General features: G+C 65.6%; 16 protein-coding genes. 7 read left to right on the top strand and 9 right to left on the bottom strand.

Annotated elements, in window-relative coordinates:
• Positions 1 to 62 precede the first annotated feature (62 nt).
• The gene (locus IVB42_RS38225) at positions 63 to 905 is read left to right on the top strand and encodes a metallophosphoesterase (protein WP_247398141.1); all 843 of its coding nucleotides are present in this window, start codon (positions 63 to 65) and stop codon (positions 903 to 905) included.
• A gap of 15 nt (positions 906 to 920) precedes the next feature.
• Here the strand turns inward: IVB42_RS38225 and IVB42_RS38220 are convergent, their stop codons facing one another.
• The 3 genes from IVB42_RS38220 to guaB form a co-directional block, all read right to left on the bottom strand.
• On the bottom strand, positions 921 to 1,211 hold the full coding sequence (locus IVB42_RS38220; protein ID WP_085396004.1) for a hypothetical protein: 291 nt from the start codon (positions 1,209 to 1,211) through the stop codon (positions 921 to 923).
• A 150-nt stretch (positions 1,212 to 1,361) separates the two neighbouring features.
• The gene (locus tag IVB42_RS38215; RefSeq protein WP_085395926.1) at positions 1,362 to 2,384 is read right to left on the bottom strand and encodes an NADP-dependent oxidoreductase; all 1,023 of its coding nucleotides are present in this window, start codon (positions 2,382 to 2,384) and stop codon (positions 1,362 to 1,364) included.
• 218 nt (positions 2,385 to 2,602) lie between these two features.
• Complete coding sequence (gene guaB, locus IVB42_RS38210; RefSeq protein ID WP_007609139.1) at positions 2,603 to 4,093, bottom strand: IMP dehydrogenase; 1,491 nt, start codon at positions 4,091 to 4,093, stop codon at positions 2,603 to 2,605.
• Between the two features lie 380 nt (positions 4,094 to 4,473).
• Between guaB and IVB42_RS38205 the strand changes: the two genes are divergently transcribed.
• Positions 4,474 to 5,964 carry an MFS transporter gene (locus IVB42_RS38205; protein WP_247398143.1) on the top strand — a complete coding sequence of 497 codons (1,491 nt, stop codon included), beginning with the start codon at positions 4,474 to 4,476 and terminating at the stop codon, positions 5,962 to 5,964.
• Here IVB42_RS38205 and IVB42_RS38200 read toward each other — a convergent pair.
• Both IVB42_RS38200 and IVB42_RS38195 read right to left on the bottom strand, forming a co-directional pair.
• Positions 5,961 to 6,659, bottom strand: a complete 699-nt coding sequence (locus IVB42_RS38200; RefSeq protein ID WP_018459201.1) for an RlmE family RNA methyltransferase — start codon at positions 6,657 to 6,659, stop codon at positions 5,961 to 5,963. The genes IVB42_RS38205 and IVB42_RS38200 overlap by 4 nt on opposite strands.
• 1 nt (position 6,660) lies before the next feature.
• A complete protein-coding gene (locus IVB42_RS38195) occupies positions 6,661 to 7,728 on the bottom strand; it encodes a Ppx/GppA phosphatase family protein (RefSeq protein WP_247398145.1) in 1,068 nt (355 codons plus the stop codon).
• 209 nt (positions 7,729 to 7,937) lie between these two features.
• Here IVB42_RS38195 and IVB42_RS38190 point away from each other — a divergent pair, with 209 nt between their 5' ends.
• Entirely contained in the window at positions 7,938 to 10,310 is a 2,373-nt protein-coding gene (locus IVB42_RS38190) for a xanthine dehydrogenase family protein molybdopterin-binding subunit (RefSeq protein WP_247472096.1), read from the top strand.
• A gap of 162 nt (positions 10,311 to 10,472) precedes the next feature.
• Here IVB42_RS38190 and IVB42_RS38185 read toward each other — a convergent pair whose 3' ends face one another.
• Entirely contained in the window at positions 10,473 to 11,273 is an 801-nt protein-coding gene (locus IVB42_RS38185; RefSeq protein ID WP_247398149.1) for a hypothetical protein, read from the bottom strand.
• Positions 11,274 to 11,414: 141 nt separating this feature from the next.
• Here IVB42_RS38185 and IVB42_RS38180 point away from each other — a divergent pair, with 141 nt between their 5' ends.
• From IVB42_RS38180 to IVB42_RS38170, 3 genes are all read left to right on the top strand, one after another.
• Positions 11,415 to 11,912 carry a YaiI/YqxD family protein gene (locus IVB42_RS38180; protein ID WP_007609125.1) on the top strand — a complete coding sequence of 166 codons (498 nt, stop codon included), beginning with the start codon at positions 11,415 to 11,417 and terminating at the stop codon, positions 11,910 to 11,912.
• An 8-nt stretch (positions 11,913 to 11,920) separates the two neighbouring features.
• Complete coding sequence (locus IVB42_RS38175; RefSeq protein ID WP_247398155.1) at positions 11,921 to 13,726, top strand: ATP-binding cassette domain-containing protein; 1,806 nt, start codon at positions 11,921 to 11,923, stop codon at positions 13,724 to 13,726.
• Between the two features lie 64 nt (positions 13,727 to 13,790).
• Entirely contained in the window at positions 13,791 to 14,870 is a 1,080-nt protein-coding gene (locus IVB42_RS38170; RefSeq protein ID WP_085353048.1) for an alanine racemase, read from the top strand.
• Here IVB42_RS38170 and IVB42_RS38165 read toward each other — a convergent pair whose 3' ends face one another.
• Positions 14,871 to 15,773 carry a LysR family transcriptional regulator gene (locus IVB42_RS38165; protein ID WP_085352823.1) on the bottom strand — a complete coding sequence of 301 codons (903 nt, stop codon included), beginning with the start codon at positions 15,771 to 15,773 and terminating at the stop codon, positions 14,871 to 14,873.
• Between the two features lie 45 nt (positions 15,774 to 15,818).
• Between IVB42_RS38165 and IVB42_RS38160 the strand changes: the two genes are divergently transcribed.
• Positions 15,819 to 17,108, top strand: a complete 1,290-nt coding sequence (locus tag IVB42_RS38160; RefSeq protein WP_247398158.1) for an MFS transporter — start codon at positions 15,819 to 15,821, stop codon at positions 17,106 to 17,108.
• Here IVB42_RS38160 and IVB42_RS38155 read toward each other — a convergent pair.
• The gene (locus IVB42_RS38155) at positions 17,027 to 18,253 is read right to left on the bottom strand and encodes a TIGR03862 family flavoprotein (RefSeq protein ID WP_083926554.1); all 1,227 of its coding nucleotides are present in this window, start codon (positions 18,251 to 18,253) and stop codon (positions 17,027 to 17,029) included. The two genes, IVB42_RS38160 and IVB42_RS38155, sit on opposite strands and share 82 nt — an antisense overlap.
• Positions 18,250 to 19,167 carry an SDR family NAD(P)-dependent oxidoreductase gene (locus IVB42_RS38150; protein WP_018459211.1) on the bottom strand — a complete coding sequence of 306 codons (918 nt, stop codon included), beginning with the start codon at positions 19,165 to 19,167 and terminating at the stop codon, positions 18,250 to 18,252. Before IVB42_RS38150 ends, IVB42_RS38155 begins: the two co-directional genes overlap by 4 nt.
• Positions 19,168 to 19,295: the final 128 nt, after the last annotated feature.

The following is a 19,295-nucleotide window of genomic DNA, read 5'->3' as shown; positions in this document are numbered from 1 at the left end:
CGATCGCTGACCGCGGACGCGCCGTCATCGTTCCGACGTCGGGCGTGGCCTATGATCGATCCATGTCCGAATTTCGCCTGACACAGATCTCCGACACCCATCTTGGCCGGCGCTTCCCTGGCCTGATCGCCAACTTCCAGGCGCTCAGCGAGCATATCGACACCGATAGGCCCGATCTCGTTGTCAACACCGGCGACGTCTCGTTCGACGGGCCGACCAGCCGCGACGATGTCGAATTCGCCAAGGGCCTGCACGATGCCCTGCCCGCCGCCTGCCGCTACATCCCCGGCAATCACGACATTGGCGACAATCCGACCGCGATCGGCCCTGCGCCGAAGCCGCCGGTCGCGGAAGCGCATCGTCAGCAATTCCGCGAGATCATCGGCGAGGACCATTGGTCGTTCGAGGCCGCGGGCTGGTGCTTCCTCGGCCTCAACTCGCTGGTGATGAACTCAGGGCTCGCCTTCGAGGCCGAGCAGTTCGATTGGCTTGCTTCGGAAGTTTCGCGCACGAACGGCAAGCCGGTCGCGCTGTTCGTACACAAGCCGGTATTTCTCAACGGGCCCGACGACCCCGAGACGCCGGAGACGTCGATCCGCTATGTGCCGCAGCCGGCCCGCGCGCGGCTGATCGAGATGTTTGCACATGTCGACCTGCGCCTCATCGCCAGCGGTCACGTGCACCAGCGGCGCGACTTTACCTGGCGCCACACCCGCCACGTCTGGGCGCCGTCGGCCGGCTTCAAGATCAACGATGCGCGCCAGGACCGGATCGCGATCAAGGAGGTCGGGCTCGTGGAGTACCCCTTCCAGCCCGACGGCTTCGAGGTTCGCCACGTCAGGGCTGCGGGCCAGGTCGATATCGATATCGAGGAGCTGCTCGCCCAGATGGGCGGTGCGCATTAGCGCCCCCATCGCTGCTCAAGCGACGCTTTTGAGATCCTGCTGGATCGCGGCAAGCAAGGACTGCAGCGCGTCGCTGTTCACCGGCCTGGCCCCGTTACTGGCAGGCGGAACATTGGCAGGCCGCGCGGCTTTGGCCGGACGCTTGGGGAATGGCGGCGTGGGTGTGGGCATCGCGGATTGCGCGAACACGTCCTCGGTATGGACGAACTTGCCATGGATGACGTCGTCGCGACGGCCCATGACAAACATGGTCGCCCAATAACCGGCAGCCAGCAGGATTACGCAGAAAACAACAAGCTCTAACATCATCGCACCTGAAATATGCGCAATGATTCAATGCCTTCGCGAGCCCGTCAATGAACCGACGGTCACACCTGCGGCTTTTACGGGCGGGTGTGGCCGATCAGTCACTCTTTGTTAACCATACCCGGCCCCCGAGGGGGCGAGAGCGGCCGATCAAGCTTTGTCCGGCCCGACCCGCACCAGCTGCTTGCCGAAATTGGCCCCCTTGAGAAGCCCCATGAAGGCTTCGGGCGCGCTCTCCAGGCCCTCGGTGACGAACTCCTTGTACTTGACCTTGCCCTCGCGGACCCAGCCGGACATGTCGCGCAGGAAGTCGCCATGGCGGGAGGCGAAGTCGGAGACGATGAAGCCGCGGAAGGTCAGCCGCTTGGTCAGGGTCGCGCGCATCATGCTGGCGGCCCATTTCGGCGGCTTCGCTTCAGTGTCGTTGTAGTGGGCGATGAGGCCGCAGACGGGTACGCGCGCAAACGCATTGAGCAGCGGGAACACCGCCTCGAACACGGCGCCGCCGACATTCTCAAAATAGACGTCGATACCCTTCGGGCAGGCGTCCTTCAGCTTCGTCGCCAGATCGGGATCGCGGTGATCGATGCAGGCATCGAAGCCGAGCTCCTTCACGACGTAATCGCATTTGTCCTTGCCGCCGGCGATTCCAACCGCGCGTGCGCCCTTGATCTTCGCGATCTGTCCCACGGCCGAGCCGACCGCGCCGGAGGCGCCGGCGACGACGACGGTCTCGCCTTGCTGCGGCTTGCCGATATCGAGTAGGCCCGTGTAGGCGGTCATGCCGGGCATGCCCAGCACGCCGACGGCCGTCGAGATCGGCGCGAGCTTCGGGTCGATCTTGTTCAGCCCCTTGCCGTCGGAGATCGCGTGCGTCTGCCAGCCCGCGCGCGAGAGCACGATGTCACCCTTGGCAAAGTTTGGATTGTTGGAGGCTGCGACCTCGCAGACCGTACCGGCTTCCATCACACCACCGACGGGCACCGGCGTCGCGTAGGACGGACCGTCGCTCATGCGCCCGCGCATATAGGGATCGAGCGAGAGCCAGATCGTGCGCAGCAGGACTTCGCCTGCGGCAGGCGTAGGAACCGCGAATTCCTCGATGCGGAAATCGGACGGCTTTGGCTCCCCGACGGGACGCGCGGCGAGAACGATGCGTTTGCCTTGGGACATGATGGCTTCCTCCTGATTATGCTTCGGCGCGAACGGAAGCGGAGGGAGCGGAGCACGTCAACACAAAAGCACACTCTCGCTGTCATCGCCCGCGAAGGCGGGCGATCCAGTAATCCGAGAGGGTCGTGGTAGAGCCGAAAGGCCGCGGCGTACTGGATGCCCCGCCTTCGCGGGGCATGACACCGTCATTTGGGCAATTCCAACGCGCAGCCGCGAGCCTAACCCCCGCCCGGATAGTTCGGCGCCTCGCGCGTGATGGTGACGTCGTGGACGTGGCTTTCGCGCAGGCCCGCGCCGGTGATGCGGACGAACTGGGCCTTGTCGTGCAGGTCCTTCATGTCCTTTGCACCGACATAGCCCATCGCGGCGCGCAGGCCGCCGGCGAGCTGGTGCATGACGTTGCCGACCGGGCCCTTGTAGGGCACCTGGCCCTCGATGCCTTCGGGCACGAGCTTGAGCGTGTCCTTGATGTCCTGCTGGAAGTAGCGGTCGGCCGAGCCGCGCGCCATCGCGCCGACCGAGCCCATGCCGCGATAGGCCTTGTAGGAGCGGCCCTGCCACAAGAACACTTCACCGGGCGTCTCGTCGGTGCCGGCGAGCAGCGAGCCGACCATCGCGATGTCGGCACCGGCAGCGAGCGCTTTGGCAAGGTCTCCGGAAAACTTGATGCCGCCGTCGGCAATGACGGGGATGTCCGACTTCTTCGCCGCCTCGACCGCATCCATGATCGCGGTGAGCTGGGGAACGCCGACGCCGGCGACGATGCGCGTGGTGCAGATCGAGCCCGGGCCGATGCCGACCTTGATGCAGTCCGCGCCCGCATCGATCAGCGCCTGCGCACCCTCCGAGGTCGCGACGTTGCCGGCAACGACCTGCACGGAATTGGACAGGCGCTTGATGCGGTTGACCGCATGGAGCACGTGACGGGAATGGCCGTGCGCGGTGTCGACCACGACGAGATCGACGCCGGCATCGATCAGCCGCTCGGTGCGCTCGAAGCCGCTATCGCCGACCGTGGTGGCGGCGGCGACGCGGAGGCGGCCCTGCGCGTCCTTGCAGGCCAGCGGATGGGCGACCGCCTTCTCCATGTCCTTCACGGTGACCAGGCCGACGCAGCGATACTGCTCGTCGACCACAAGCAGCTTCTCGATGCGATGCTGATGCAGCATCCGCCGCGCCTCGTCCTGGCTGACATTCTCGCGCACCGTGACGAGACCTTCATGCGTCATCAGCTCGGAGATTTTTTGCTGGCGGTCGGTGGCGAAGCGGACGTCGCGGTTGGTGAGAATGCCGACCAGCTTGCCCGGCGTGGACTTGCCCGCACCGGTGACGACGGGAATGCCGGAGATGCCGTGATCGCTCATCAGCTTGAGCGCGTCGTCCAGCGTGGCGTCCGGGCTGATCGTGAGCGGGTTCACCACCATGCCCGACTCGTAGCGCTTGACCTGCCGCACCTGGGCAGCCTGCCCTTCGGGATCGAAATTGCGATGGATGACGCCGATGCCGCCGGCCTGCGCCATGGCGATCGCCATGCGGGCTTCGGTGACCGTGTCCATGGCGGAGGCCATGATCGGGATGTTGAGCGGAATGGCGCGGGTGACGCGGGAGCGGATGTCGACCTCGCCCGGCATGACGTCCGACAGGCCCGGCTTCAGCAGCACGTCGTCGAACGTGAGGGCTTCGCGAATGCCTTGTTGCACCGTGGCCATGTGCCAACTCCTTCCGCGGCCCTGCCGCAAATAGCTATGGATGAGCGCCGCCCTCGGCGTACCTTGCGGCAACGCCGGAGAATCGGAGCCCATCGGTGGGGTTGACGCGGGTCGATAGCACGGGCGGGCGACGAATCAAAGCAATTCGGACCGCCGGCCAGCCATGCACAGGCTTTTTTGGGCAAGTTCGGCGGCGGATAGCCTTCGCGGCGGCACGCACTGGCGAACGGCAGATCATCGTGATCTCCGGCGCAGGGCGCACCCACCTGGGGTCACGCGGGATTTAGGTGCTATGCGTCGATCCGCAATGGTCGCGGCCCAGTGGCGGTGATAAGCCGCAATTCTCGCCCTTCGTTCCCGATATCCATTACCAATCCGTCATGGTCGACAAGCAACGCATCATTCCGCTGATCGTAGCCACTGCTCTCTTCATGGAGAACATGGACTCGACGGTGATCGCCACGTCGCTGCCCGCGATTGCGGCCGACATCGGCACCAGCCCACTGACGCTCAAGCTCGCGATCACTTCCTATCTGCTGTCGCTTGCGGTCTTCATCCCCGCGAGCGGCTGGACCGCCGACCGGTTCGGCGCGCGCTTGGTGTTTGCGATTGCCGTCGGCGTGTTCATGGTCGGCTCGGTCGGCTGCGCGCTCTCGACATCGGTCACCGATTTCGTGTTCGCGCGCATCCTCCAAGGCATGGGCGGGGCAATGATGACGCCGGTCGGGCGCCTCGTGCTGCTGCGGTCGGTCGACAAGAGCGCGCTGGTCAACGCGATGGCGTGGGTGACGGTCCCTGCCCTGATCGGCCCCGTGATCGGGCCGCCGCTCGGCGGCTTCATCACCACCTACGCGTCATGGCACTGGATCTTCCTGATCAACATCCCGATCGGGCTGCTCGGCATCTTCATGGCCTTGCGCTTCATCGATCCCATCAAAAGCGAGGAACGAGAGCCGTTCGACCTCTACGGCATGGTGCTCGCGGGCCTCGGGCTCGCCGGCATCGCCTTCGGGCTGTCGGTCGCCGGACTCAATCTGCTGCCATGGAGCACGGTTGCCGCCCTGGTCGTCGGCGGATCGATTTCGATGACGCTGTATGTCCTTCACGCGCGGCGAACGGGGTCGCCGGTGCTGGACTTTACGCTGCTGAGGCTGCCGACACTGCGCGCGGCCGTTCTCGGCGGCTTCATGTTCCGGCTCGGCATCGGCGCGCTGCCGTTCCTGCTGCCACTGCTGATGCAGATCGGATTCGGCCTCTCGCCGTTCAAGTCCGGCCTCGTCACGTTTGGCTCCTCGCTCGGCGCCATGGGCATGAAGGCGCTGGCCGCGCGCATCATCCGCGCCTTCGGCTTCCGCAACCTGATGACGGTGAACGCGATCATCAGTGCGGTTTTCCTGGCCGCCTGTGCCCTCTTCACCGTGACGACGCCGCTGCTGATCATCATGATCATCCTGGTGGTCGGCGGCTTCTTCCGTTCGCTCGAGTTCACCGCGATCAACACGGTGGCCTATGCCGAGGTCGAGCAGGCGCAGATGAGCCGCGCCACCACGCTCGTCAGCGTCAACCAGCAGCTCGCGGTCTCGGCCGGCGTCGCGGTCGGCGCCGCCTCCGTGGAGACGACGATGTGGTTCAGCCACGTCAGCGAGCTCGACGCCACCGTGTTTGCGCCGGCCTTTCTCGTGATCGCCCTGACTTCGGCGGCGTCGAGCTGGTTCTTCTGGCAGATGCCCGCCGATGCCGGCCACGAAGTTTCCGGCCGCAAAGCGGTGGAGATCGCGAGCCGCAAAGGTGCCGGCAAGGGCGCGGCCAAGGCGGCCGTCAAGGCGGCGACCGAGGATACGCAGGATGTGCGGGATCAGCGGCTGGGCTAGTGCTCCACCTCGTCGTTGCGAGCCCCCCGAAATCCCGTCGCGAGAACGTAGCGCTCCGAGGAATCCGCACGGCTTGCGGCCGGCTTGACGTGACGCACCGTGGCGAAATCGCGCTTGAGCTGGGCGAGCAGTTCGGCGTCGGCGCCACTCTGGAACGCCTTCGCCAGGAAGGTCCCGCCCGGCCTCAGCACATCGCAGGCGAACGCGGCAGCGGTCTCGATCAGGCCGACGATGCGAAGCTGGTCGGTCTTGCGATGACCGGTGGTGTTGGCAGCCATGTCGGACATGACAATGTCGGCGCCGCCGTCGAGCATGGCCTTGAGCTTGTCCGGCGCGTCATTGTCCATGAAGTCGAGCTGCGCGAACTCGACGCCGGCAATCTCGGGGATTTCGAGCAGGTCGATCGCGATGACCTTGCCCTTGCCGTCGACCGAGCCGACGCGCTTGGCGGCAATCTGGCTCCAGCCGCCCGGCGCGGCGCCGAGATCGACCACAGCCATGCCGTGCTTCAGCAGCCGGTATTTGTCATCGATCTCGAGCAGCTTGAACGCGGCGCGCGAGCGATAGCCCAGCGCCTTCGCCTTCACCACATAGGGATCGTTGAGCTGCCGCTCCAGCCAGAGCTTCGACGACAATTTGCGCTTGCCGTGGGTCTTGACCTGGACGTGCAAACGGCCGGTGGTGTCCTTGACCATCTCACCAGCTCCTGAGCGCGCCGTCTTCGCGCATCATCTCGACCAGCATGCCTTCGCGCAAGCCCCGGTCGGCGACGCGCAGGCGTGGCAGCGGAAAGGCGCGGCGGATCGCGTCGAGGATGGCGCAGCCGGCCAGGACGAGATCGGCGCGCTCAACGCTAATGCAGCTGTTCGCGGCGCGCTCCTCGTAGCTCATGCCAAGCAGCTTGTTAATGGTCGCGGTGACGTCGGTATCGTTCATCCAGACGCTGTCGATGCGGCGGCGGTCGTAGCGCGCGAGGTTGAGATGGATGCCGGCGAGCGTCGTCACAGTGCCTGACGTGCCGAGCAGATGCATATCAGTGAGATCGCCGCCATGCTGTTCGGCGAACGGCGCGATGTGATGGGCGACCTCGCGCTCCATCGCGGCGTAGATCTCGGCCGTCACGTCGCGGCCCCCGAACTGCTCGGCAAGCGTGACCACACCGAACGGGATCGACATCCAGGCTTTGATGCGCGGCTCCGGATTTGCGGCGTCGCGCTCGATCCGTACCAGCTCGGTCGAGCCGCCGCCGATGTCGAACAGGATTGCGCCGCGCCCCCTGGGATCGACCAGCGGCGAGCAGCCGAGCACGGCAAGCGCCGCCTCGGTCTCGCGGTCGATTACCTCGAGCTCGATCCCGGTCTCGGCAGCGACGCGGCTGCGAAAGCCTTCGGCATTCGAGGCGGCGCGGCACGCTTCGGTGGCGATCAGCCGCAGCCGCCGCGCTTTGCGCAGGTTGATCTTGTCGCGGCAGATGCCAAGCGCCACGATGGCGCGTTCGATCGCGGCCTCGCTGATGCACCCGGTTGCCGAGACGCCCTCGCCGAGCCGGATGATGCGCGAGAAGGAATCGACCACGCGAAAGCCGTCGTGGGTCGGACAGGCGATCAGGAGCCTGCAATTGTTGGTGCCGAGGTCGAGCGCCGCGTAGACGCCGGTTCCCGGCGCTTGCGCGCCGACGGCCGGTTCAGTGGCGAACGCCGCCGCCATCGACCCCAGCTCACCGTGCGGCGCAAGGCCGTCGCGGAGCCGCGTGTGGTCATTCATACAAACTGTCTTTCCGCGGCCGGTTAGGCCGATCTGGAATTGCTTTTTCGCCTGAAACATTAGCAGCGCACCAATCCTGCGCAACAACGCATCACATGGGACCATGCCCATTCGTGCGTTGTCGTGAGCGGGCCGGTGGGTTATTTTTGAGGGGTCCGGACCCCAGGCGCCCCCAAACCGCGCATTTGCCGGCTTTTCAGGTCAATTCCATGCAAGAACACACCAAATCCTCCACGCTCGAAAACGCTATTGCACTGCAAAAATATGGCGTCGGGCAGCCGGTCCGCCGCAAGGAGGACGATACCCTGGTGCGCGGCAAGGGCCGCTACACCGACGATTTCAACCTGCCCGGCCAGGCCCATGCCGTGATCGTTCGCTCGACCCATGCCCATGGCGTCATTCGCGGCATCAACATCGATGCAGCCAGAGCAATGCCGGGCGTGCTCGGGGTGTGGACCGGCAAAGACCTCGATGCGGCCGGCTACGGCCCCTTCACCTGCGGCCTGCCGCTGAAGAGCCGTGACGGATCGCCCCTGCTCCAGACCAACCGCCAGCCGCTCGCAACCGACAAGGTCCGCTTCGTCGGCGATCCCGTCGCCTTCGTGGTGGCGGAGACGCTGGCCCAGGCGCGCGACGCGGCCGAGGCGGTCGAACTCGATATCGAGCCGCTGCCGGCGGTGACCGATCCCCAGGAAGCCGCAAAACCCGGCGCGCCGCAGCTCTACGACCACATCCCGAACAATGTCGCGCTCGACTACCACTATGGCGACACCGACAAGGTCAACGCGGCCTTCGCCAGTGCTGCTCACGTGACCAAGGTCGACATCGAGAACACCCGCGTCGCCGTGGTCTCGATGGAGCCACGCGTTGGCCTTGCCTCCTATGACAAGAAGACCGAGCGCTACACTCTTCAGGTGCCCACGCAGGGGGTGGCAGGCAACCGTGCCAATCTCGCCAAGAACCTGAAAGTGCCGAACGAAAATGTGCGCATTCTCACCGCCAATGTCGGCGGCTCCTTCGGCATGAAGAACATCAATTACCCCGAATACATGTGCATCCTGTACGCGGCAAAGACGCTGGGACTGCCGGTGAAATGGCTGGACGAACGCTCGACCAGCTTCTTGTCCGACAGCCACGGCCGTGCGCAGAAAATTCACGCCGAACTCGCGCTGGACGCCGAGGGGCATTTCCTCGCCGCCAAGCTCTCGGGCTACGGCAATCTCGGTGCCTACATCACCGGCGTTGCGCCCAGCCCGCTCTCGCTCAACACCAGCAAGAACTTTTCCAGCGTCTATCGCACGCCGCTGATGGCCGTCGACATCAAGACGGTGCTGACCAACACCACGTTGATGGGCGCCTATCGCGGCGCCGGCCGGCCCGAGGTCAACTACTACATGGAGCGGCTAATCGACCGCGCCGCGGACGAGATGGGCATCAACCGGCTGACCCTGCGCAAGCGCAACTTCATCAAGCAGAACCAGATGCCGTTCGCCGCGTCCTCCGGCGTCACCTATGACAGCGGCGACTTCCAGGCCGTCTTCAACAAGGCCCTCGAAATCTCCGACCACGAGAATTTTGCCAAGCGCAAGAAGGAGAGCAAGAAGTCCGGCAAGCTGCGCGGCATCGCCGTCGGCTCCTATCTGGAGGTGACCGCACCTCCCGGCGTCGAGCTCGGCAAGATCGTGTTCGATCCCGATGGCTCGGTGCAGCTCATCACCGGTACGCTCGATTACGGTCAGGGCCACGCATCCGCATTCGCGCAGGTCCTCTGCCAGCAGCTCGGCGTCCCCTTCGACAGCGTCAAGCTGGTGCAGGGCGACAGCGACATCGTCCACACCGGCAACGGCACCGGTGGCTCGCGCTCGATCACCGCGACCGGCATGGCGATCGTGGGCGCCGCCAAGCTCGTGATCGAAAAGGGCAAGCGCGCCGCAGCGCATATGCTGGAGGCCTCCGAAGCCGATATCGAATTCGAAGGCGGCAGCTTTACGATCGCCGGCACCGACCGCAGCATCGACATCATGGAGCTCGCCAAACGCGTGCACGACAGCAAGATGCCGGAGGGCGTACCCGACAGCCTGGACGTCGATCACACCAGCGAACCGGTGCCGTCAGCCTTCCCGAACGGCTGCCATGTTGCCGAGGTCGAGATCGACCCTGAGACCGGCGTCGTGCAGATCGTGCGCTACAGCGCGGTCAACGATTTCGGCACGGTGATCAATCCGCTGCTGGTCGCGGGCCAGCTCCATGGCGGCGTGGTCCAGGGCATCGGCCAGGCGCTGATGGAGCACGTCCGCTACGACGAGAGCGGCCAGCCGATCACGGGCTCGCTAATGGACTATGCACTGCCGCGCGCAGAGGACGTTCCGAACATGACGGTCGGCGACCACCCGGTGCCGGCCACGACCAATCCGCTCGGCAGCAAAGGCTGCGGCGAAGCCGGCTGCGCCGGCAGCCTGTCGACGGTCGTGAACGCGGTGATCGACGCGCTCTCCGAATACGGCATCAAGCACATCGACATGCCGCTGACGCCGGAACGCGTGTGGCGCGCGATCCAGGATGCGAAGGGGAAAGCGGCGTAAAGGGCGTTCCGTCGTCGCCACAAACTCCGCTGTCATCGTCCGCGAAAGCGGACGATCCAGTATTCCAGAGACGGTCGTGGGATACGGAGGAGCCTCGGCGTACTGGATTCCCCGCCTTCGCGGGGAATGACAGCGAGTGTGAGGACGCGCTCTGCTCCTTCCCTACGCCGCCGCCTGCTCGCGCGGCTGGTAGATCGCGATGTGCTGGCAGTGCGCCAGCGGCGTCGTGCCGTTGGCAACCACCAGCGCGTCGAGCTCGACGAAGCGGTGGCCCTTCTTCTCGTAGTTCGCGGTGACTTTGGCCCGCGCGGTGATCTCGTCACCGGCGCGCGCGGCTGACAGCAATTGCATGCGGCTGCCGACATGGATCCAGGGGCCGAGGATCGTGTTGTCCACCAGCACGCGGTTCATGACGCGCTGGATCAGGCCGGGATGGCCGAGCCCCTCCTGGGCGAAGATCGGATCGGCCTCACGGATGTCGGCGAGATAGTCAGCTGCGTCCTGCCCGGCCCAGCGGCGCGGCGTCGTGCCGAGCCATTTGCCGGTCTCGAATGTTGCCGGGTTGACCGGTTTGCGCTCGACGATCGCGGGGACCTCGACATAGTCGCTCCACGATACCGCAGTCGCAGCCACCGGTAGCGACGCCGTGCCGGTGGCACAGAGCTCGGTGCGGCTGAACACCTCGATGGTGAGCAGGCCGTTGTGCTCGGTCGCATCGACGTCGGCGGTCTCGCCGTCATAGACCGGCTTGATGAAACGCGCCTCGATCAGCCCGCGGGACAGGAAATCGCGGCCCCAGCGCGCCACCGGCACATGCATCATGTAGGCGAAGACGTCGACGCCGGGGACCAGCCCGCCGGAAAAGCCGAAACGGCGCGCCACATTGTCGTCATGCATCTTGTTTTCGGATTGCTTGGCCGTGTTGTAGGCCTCGACGCGATAGGTTTCGAGCCGGTTCGGCATGGCTTGGCTTTCCCCAATTTCTTGTTGTTTCGGGCCGATCGTAGGCCCTGAGGAACCGGGGTCAATCCCCTCGCCTTTGCGGCCCGAATGGGGTACCACGCGGCTGCTGCGGAACCGCTTCGCAAGCCCCATCTACGGACAATGACGAACCCTCAAAACACCACCCGCATCTATGTCGACGCCGACGCCTGTCCGGTGAAGGACGAGATCTATCGCGTCGCCGGCAGGCACGGCCTGCCCGTGAGCGTGGTCGCGGGCAATTTCATCCGCGTGCCCCAGGATCCGCTGATCGAGCGGGTCGCCGCGGGTGCCGGCATGGACGCAGCCGATGACTGGATCGCCGAACGCGCCGGGCCCGGCGACATCGTCATTACCTCGGATATTCCGCTCGCAAGCCGCTGCGTGAAGGCCGGCGCCGATGTGATCGCGTCCAACGGCAAGGCGTTCACCGAGGAATCGATCGGGATGACGCTCGCGGTCCGCAACCTGATGACCGATTTGCGCTCGGCCGGCGAAGTCACCGGCGGTCCGAAATCGTATTCACCGCGCGACCGCTCGACGTTTCTGTCGACGCTCGACCAGACCATCCGCCGCATTCAGCGCCGCCGCGCCGACCAGGCCGCAACAAGACAGGACTGAGACACCGCATGGAGCCACCGCTGATTCAACTGCGCGATATCAAGCTGACCTTTGGCGGCACGCCGCTCCTGGCGGGCGTCGAACTGTCGGTTTCGACCGGCGAGCGCGTCTGCCTGATCGGCCGCAACGGTTCCGGCAAATCGACGCTGCTCAAGATCGCCGCCGGCCTGGTCGAACCGGATGGCGGCAGCCGTTTCGTGCAGCCCGGCGCCACCATTCGCTACCTGCCGCAGGAGCCGGATTTTTCCGGTTTCTCCACCACGCTCGCTTATGTCGAGGCCGGCCTCAATGCTGGCGACGACCACTATCAGGCGCGCTATCTGGTCGAGCAGCTCGGTCTCAGCGGCGAAGAAGATCCGGCGCATGTCTCCGGCGGCGAAGCGCGCCGCGCCGCGCTGGCACGCGTGCTGGCGCCCTCGCCCGACATCCTGCTGCTGGATGAGCCGACCAACCATCTGGATCTTCCGACCATCGAATGGCTGGAGAGTGAACTGGAGAGCCGCCGCTGCGCGCTGGTGATCATCAGCCACGATCGGCGCTTCCTCGGCAATCTCTCGCGCAGCACCGCCTGGCTCGACCGCGGCCAGATCCGGCAGATCGACCGCGGCTTCAGTGCCTTCGAGGCTTGGCGCGACGAGGTGCTCGCGGAGGAAGAGCGCGACCAGCACAAGCTCGACCGCAAGATCGTCAACGAGGAGCACTGGCTGCGTTACGGCGTCTCGGGCCGCCGCAAGCGCAACGTCAAGCGACTCGGCAATCTCCACGCGCTGCGCGACCAGCGCCGCACCCATCGCGGCGCGACGGGCAACGCCAACCTGGCGGCTGCCGAGGCCGACAAGTCCGGCAAGCTCGTCATCGAGGCCAAGAATATCAGCCGGTCCTATGGCGAGCGAAAGATCGTCGACGGCTTCTCGATCCGCGTCCAGCGCGGCGATCGCATCGGCATCGTCGGCCCGAACGGCGCCGGCAAGACCACGCTGATCGAGATGCTGACCGGCGGCAGCGCACCGGACAGCGGCAGCATACGGCTCGGCGCCAACATCGAGATGGCGACGCTCGACCAGCATCGTGAAAGTCTCGATCCGAAGACGACGCTGGCCGAGGCGCTGACCGGCGGCCGCGGCGACCATGTCATGGTTGGCGGCAAGCCGAAGCATGTCGTCAGTTACATGAAGGACTTCCTGTTCGCCCAGGAACAGATGCGCACGCCGCTGGAGGTGCTGTCGGGCGGTGAGCGCGGCCGGCTGATGCTGGCACGCGCGCTGGCAAAACCCTCCAACCTCCTGGTGCTGGACGAGCCGACCAACGACCTCGACCTGGAGACCCTCGACGTCCTCGAGGAGATGCTCAGCGACTACGAGGGCACCGTGATTCTGATCAGCCACGATCGCGATTTTCTCGACCGCGTGGTGACGTCAGTGATCGTGCCCGAGGGCAACGGACGCTGGCTCGAATATGCCGGCGGCTATACCGACATGCTGGCCCAGCGCGGCGCCGACGTGAAGCGCGCGACCGCGAAGGCCGTCGAAGAGACGAGAGAGCAGCGATCAGCCGTGCCGTCCGGCGTCGCGAGACGACGCTTGACCTTCAACGAGCAACACGCGCTGGAGACGCTGCCCAAGACCATCGCCAAGCTGCAGGCCGAGATCGCCAAGCAGCAGCGCTTCCTTGACGACCCCGATCTCTTTCGCAAGGATCGCAAGCGCTTCGACCAGGCCTCCGACGCTCTGACGACGGCGCAAAAGGAACTGGCCGAGGCCGAGGACAAATGGCTGGAGCTCGAAGTGCGGCGCGAAGAGATTGAACAGGCCTAGCGTGCATTCCGCAAAAGTGGGCACCGCTTTTGCAAACGGGATGCGCGCCAACTCAGAGACTTCCATGACAACGACCCTTGCCGCCAAGATCGCCCGCGAATACGGCACGCCCTGCGCCGTTATCGACATGGACAAGGTAGAGCGCAACATCGCGCGGATTCAGAAGGCTTGCGACGACGCCGGGATCGCCAACCGTCCCCACGTCAAGACGCACAAGAACCCCACCATCGCGAAGATGCAGATCGCGGCCGGTGCCAAGGGCATCACGTGCCAGAAGCTCGGTGAAGCCGAGATCATGGTCAATGCCGGCATCGACGATATCCTGATCAGCTACAACCTGCTCGGCGAAGAGAAGATGGCGCGGTTAGGGGCGCTGCAGGCGAAGGCCAACATGACGGTCGCCGCTGACAATTCGACCGTCGTCGCCGGCCTGCCCAAGGCCGCCGCAGCCTCAGGTCGACCGCTATCGGTCGTGGTCGAATGCGATACCGGCCGCCAGCGCGCCGGCGTCGAGACGCCCGCCGAGGCGATTGCACTGGCGCAGGAGATTGCCGCATCCAAGGGCCTGCAATTCGCCGGCTTCATGCTGTATCCGACCGAGACTGGTTGGGCGGACGCCCAAAAATTCTATGACGAAGCTCTGGCCGGCGTGCGCGCACACGGGCTGGATGCAAAAATCGTCTCGACCGGCGGGACGCCGAACCTGAAGAACCTCGGCAAGCTCAAGGGCGGCACCGAGCATCGCTTCGGCACCTACATCTATAACGACCGCATGCAGGTCGCGGCCGGCGTCGCCACCTGGGACGACTGCGCGCTGCACATCTATTCGACCGTGGTCAGCCGCGCCGCGCCTGAGCGCGGGATTCTGGACGCCGGCTCAAAGACTCTGACGACGGACACCGGCGGCCTCGACGGCCACGGCCTCATCCTGGAGCACCCCGAAGCGAAGATCGCACGCTTCGCCGAGGAGCACGGCTTCCTCGACCTCTCCCGCAGCAACACCCGGCCTAACGTCGGCGACGTCGTGCGGGTCGTGCCAAATCATGTCTGCGTCGTCGTCAACATGATGGACGAAGTGGTGATGGTGCGCGGCGAGGAGATCATCGGCACGCTGCCGGTGGCGGCACGGGGGAAGCTGCGATAGCTAGCCCCCGATCAGTGCCTCGAGTTCCCGGACCAATCCATCGCGAAAGAGTTTGATCGGCCGCTCCAGCCGACCGGCGGGGGCGCGATGCACCACCCATGCGCGCACGGCGGGTTTGAAGTCGCGCGCAGCGACCGGCTTGAGCCTGTCGCGAAATGCGCTGCGCTTGAGGGCGATCGGGGTGACCAGCCCGACGCCGAGGCCGCGCGACACCAGCGACAGGCGGAGCTCACTGTCCAGCGCCTCGACGGCGATGTTGAACGGAAGATGCGAGGCATCGAATTTTCGCTTCAGCGTATCGCGAAATCCACAGCCGTCCTGGTTGATCACCCACGACAGTTGGGACAGCCGTTCCAGGTCGACGGTGCGCGGGATCTTCATCTCGCGTGCGACGACGAAGACGACGGGCTGCGCGCCGAGATCGTCGGCCGCCAGATCGGCGGGCGGCACTGCACCGTCGGGGAGACAAATCGCGGCTGCATCGAGCTCGTTGCGGCAGACACGCTCGAGCTGGTTCGGCGACCAACCGGAGACCACCCGCACCGCCAGCGCGGGAAATTCGGCGCGCACCGCATCGAGTGGTGCGGTCAGGCCTGCCTCCGAGAGAAACGGCGTCAGACCGAGCCTGAACTCGCCGCGGACCATTCCGTCGTTGGCAACGCCGGACTTGAGGTCCTCCAGCATCCTGAGCAGACGCCTGCCCTGCTCGTAGGCTTCATGGCCCGCTGCCGTCGGCTTCAGGGGCTTCGAGAGCCGATCCAGTAGCTGCGCCCCCAGCATCTCCTCGAGATTCTGAATACGCCGGGTCACGCCGGGCTGGGTGAGGTTGAGACGCGCCGATGCCGCGACGATCGATCCGGTCTCGACCACGGCGACGAAAGCGACAAGGTCATGGGTATTCATAACAAAGCCGCATATTCTTTATAGGCTTATTTGAATTGTAGCATATTGCTCGCTGCGTCCCGAAACCAGCTCGCCGAGCGGCCGCTGATCTGGCTCGGCGCGATCACCGCCGGTGTCATCGTCACCAATCTGTTCGCGCCACAGATCCTGCTCGGCTTGATCGGCCGGTCAATGTCCATGCCGGCGTGGCAGGCGGGGCTGATCAGCACGCTGACCTTGCTCGGCTACGCACTCGGCCTGCTGCTGCTCGTGCCTCTTGTCGATCTGGTCGAGAACAGGCTTGTCATCCTCCGCACACTCGGCTGCGCGATCCTCGCCGCTCTCGCGACGGCGCTCGCGCCGACGCCTGCGCTTCTGCTGCTCGCCACCTTCATCCTTGGCGCCTGTTGCGCGGCGATCCAGATGATGGTTCCGCTGGTCGCATCTATGGTGGCGCCGGATCGCCGCGGTCAGGCCATCGGCGAGGTGATGGGCGGATTGATGATCGGCATCCTCTTGTCACGACCTGCGGCGAGCCTGATCGCCGATCTCTGGAGCTGGCGCGCCTACTATGTCGTTTCGGCTGCTCTGATGGCCCTGCTTGCCGGCGCACTCGCCCGTTACCTTCCAACCCTTCGACCGTCGGCACGCGCGAGTTACGCCGATTTACTGCTGTCCTTTCCAAGACTGCTGCGCGAAGAGCCGGTGCTGCGCGTGCGGGCCTGGACCGCCTCGCTTGTCATGGCCTCCTTCACGGCGTTCTGGTCGGCGGTCGCGCTGCGGCTGCCGGATGCGCCGTTCGACCTCGACGCCAAGGGAATTGCGGCTTTCGCGCTGATCGGTGTGGCGGGCGCCGCGGCGACACCGATCGCGGGACGCTGGGGCGACAAGGGCCGGGCGCGGCCGATGTTCTTTGCCGCCCATCTGCTCATCATCGGCTCGCTTGCGCTCTGTGCCTGGGCGAGCGTGCTTGAATCCCAGATCACCGGTCTGCTGGTACTGAGCCTCGGCACGATCCTGCTCGACGTCGGCATCACCACCGATCAGACGCTGGGCCGCCGCGCCATCAACCTGTTGCGCCCCGAGGCCCGCGGTCGCATGAACGGCCTGTTCGTCGCGCTGTTCTTCGTTGGCGGTGGCATCGGCGCGGCGGCGGCATCGCTGGCCTGGAGTTTTGGCGCTGGACGATGGTCTGCGCGGTGGCGGCAAGCTTCGGCGTGCTCGGCCTCCTCACGGATCTCGCAACCCGGACCGGGACGTCATGATGCGGATGGTCAGGACGACAGTTGGACGAGCCGTCGCAACACACCCCTGCCCGCCGCAGCTCCCGTCGCGAACGAGGCCTGGAGCAAATAGCCACCGGTCGGCGCCTCCCAGTCCAGCATCTCACCGGCCGCGAACACGCCCGGCAGTTTGCGGATCATGAAGTCCGAGTCGAGTTCATCGAAGGAAATCCCGCCGGCGCTGGAGATCGCGCGCGCGATCGGCGCGACGCGTGTGAGCTTGACCGGCACGGCGTTGATGAGCTCCGCCAATCGCTCGGCCGATATTGCCGACAACGACTGGCCAGCACCGATGGTGGCCTCCTGCAGCAGCCCGACCGCGACCGGCGACAGCTGCGCAGCCTTGCGCAGGAAGTTGGAGAAGGATTGCTTGCCGCGCGAGGCGGACAGGCGCTTGACGAGTTCGCCATGATCGACATCCGGCCGCAACGCGACGTGCAGGACCGCTGCGCCGTTCGCTGCGATCGCCTCGCGCAGCTCGGCCGACAACGCATAGATCGTCCCGCCCTCGATCCCGCCGCTTGTGATCATGGCCTCGCCGCGGGCGCGGTGTGGGCCGAAGGAGAGCGTGATGCCCTTGAGCGGCTGGCCCTCGAAGCGCGTGCGGAAGATTTCGGACCATGCGACGGTGAAGCCGGAGTTCGCCGGCCGCAGCGGCGAGATCGCAACGCCTTTGTCGGCCAGGATCGTCGTCCAGCCGCCATCGGAGCCCAGTCGCGGCCAGCTGGCGCCGCCGAGTGCCAGCACTATCGCGTCCGCGGCGATGCCGTCTCCGCCGCCGGGTGGGTCAAAGACCAGTCGTCCGTCCCCGTCCCAGCCCATCCAGCGCTGGCGAAACGCAAAGTGCACGCCGGCGGCATCGAGGCGTCGCAGCCAGGCCCGCAGCAAGGGCGAGGCCTTGAAGGCCTTCGGAAACACACGCCCGCTGGAGCCGACAAAAGTCGGCTCGCCCAGCGCCTCGCTCCAGGCGCGCAGCGCGTCAGGCGGAAACGCTTCGATCGCAGCCTGCAACCTCTGCGCCGCCTCGCGGTAGCGCGTGATGAACTGAGGCAGCGGTTCGCTGTGGGTGAGATTGAGCCCGCCGCGGCCGGCCATCAGGAATTTGCGGCCAGCGGACGGCATCGAATCGTAGACGGTGACGCGAGCACCACCCTGCACGAGCACTTCGGCCGCCATCAGACCGGCAGGGCCGGCGCCGATGACGGCGACCGCTGTCAGAGTTTTACCCCGGCGCGCGCAGCGGCTTGCGCCACGTATTTCTGCGTCTGCTCGAAAGCTCCCTGCAGCGCCTTCGCTTTTGACATGTCGCTGATCTCGGCGAAATGCGCCGCGACCGCATCCGGGGTCCACTCGGACTCCGGCAGGTTGATGCCTTCGCTCTCGACGATCTTGATCACCGCGAACGAGCCGGCGCCGGCGCCCATGATGGTGCGGGTCGGCGCGTCCTCGCTCAGCATGTACTCGACCGCGGGCGTGATCGCGTTCGGCTTCATCAACTGCAGCGCCTGCGGCGGCAGCAGCTCTTCCGTCATGCGGGTCGCTGCCGTCGGCGAGATGATGTTGACGCGGATGTCGCTCTTGCGGCCTTCTTCCGCCAGCACGTTCATCAGGCCGACCATGCCGGACTTGGCCGCTCCGTAATTGGCCTGGCCGAAATTGCCGTAGAGGCCGGAGGACGACGTCGTCAGGACGATGCGGCCATAGTTGCGATCGCGCATGCCGGCCCAGGCCGCCTTGCAGCAATAGAAGGTGCCGACGAGGTGCACGTCGAGCACCTTCTGGAAATCGGCCGCTTCCATCTTGCCGAACGACTTGTCGCGCAAAATGCCGGCATTGGCACACAAGAGGTCCACGCTGCCCCACTCCTTGGTGGCGCGCTCGACCATCGCGGTGACCTGCTCGAAATTCGAGACGTCGGCGCCGTCGGCCATGGCGGTGCCGCCCGCTTTGCGGATCTCCTCGACAACGGTCTCCGCCGGCGACAGCGAGCCGCCGCTGCCGTCGCGCGCGCCGCCGAAATCGTTGACCACGACTTTCGCGCCGCGGCTTGCCAATCCCAGCGCATGCGCGCGCCCCAAACCATTGCCCGCGCCGGTGACGATGGCGACGCGTCCGTCGAACCTGATTGCCATTGTGCTTCCTTGTGCTGTCTTCCCTTCTCCCCTTGTGGGAGAAGGTGGCGCGAAGCGCCGGATGAGGGATCTGTCTCGGCAGATGAGCGTGTGGAGAGATACCCCTCACCCGGCTTCATCTCGCTCCG

It is taken from the genome of Bradyrhizobium sp. 45, assembly GCF_023073155.1.
GTDB classification, from domain to species: Bacteria; Pseudomonadota; Alphaproteobacteria; order Rhizobiales; family Xanthobacteraceae; genus Bradyrhizobium; species Bradyrhizobium canariense_D.
This window is presented reverse-complemented; position numbering and strand designations above follow the sequence as displayed.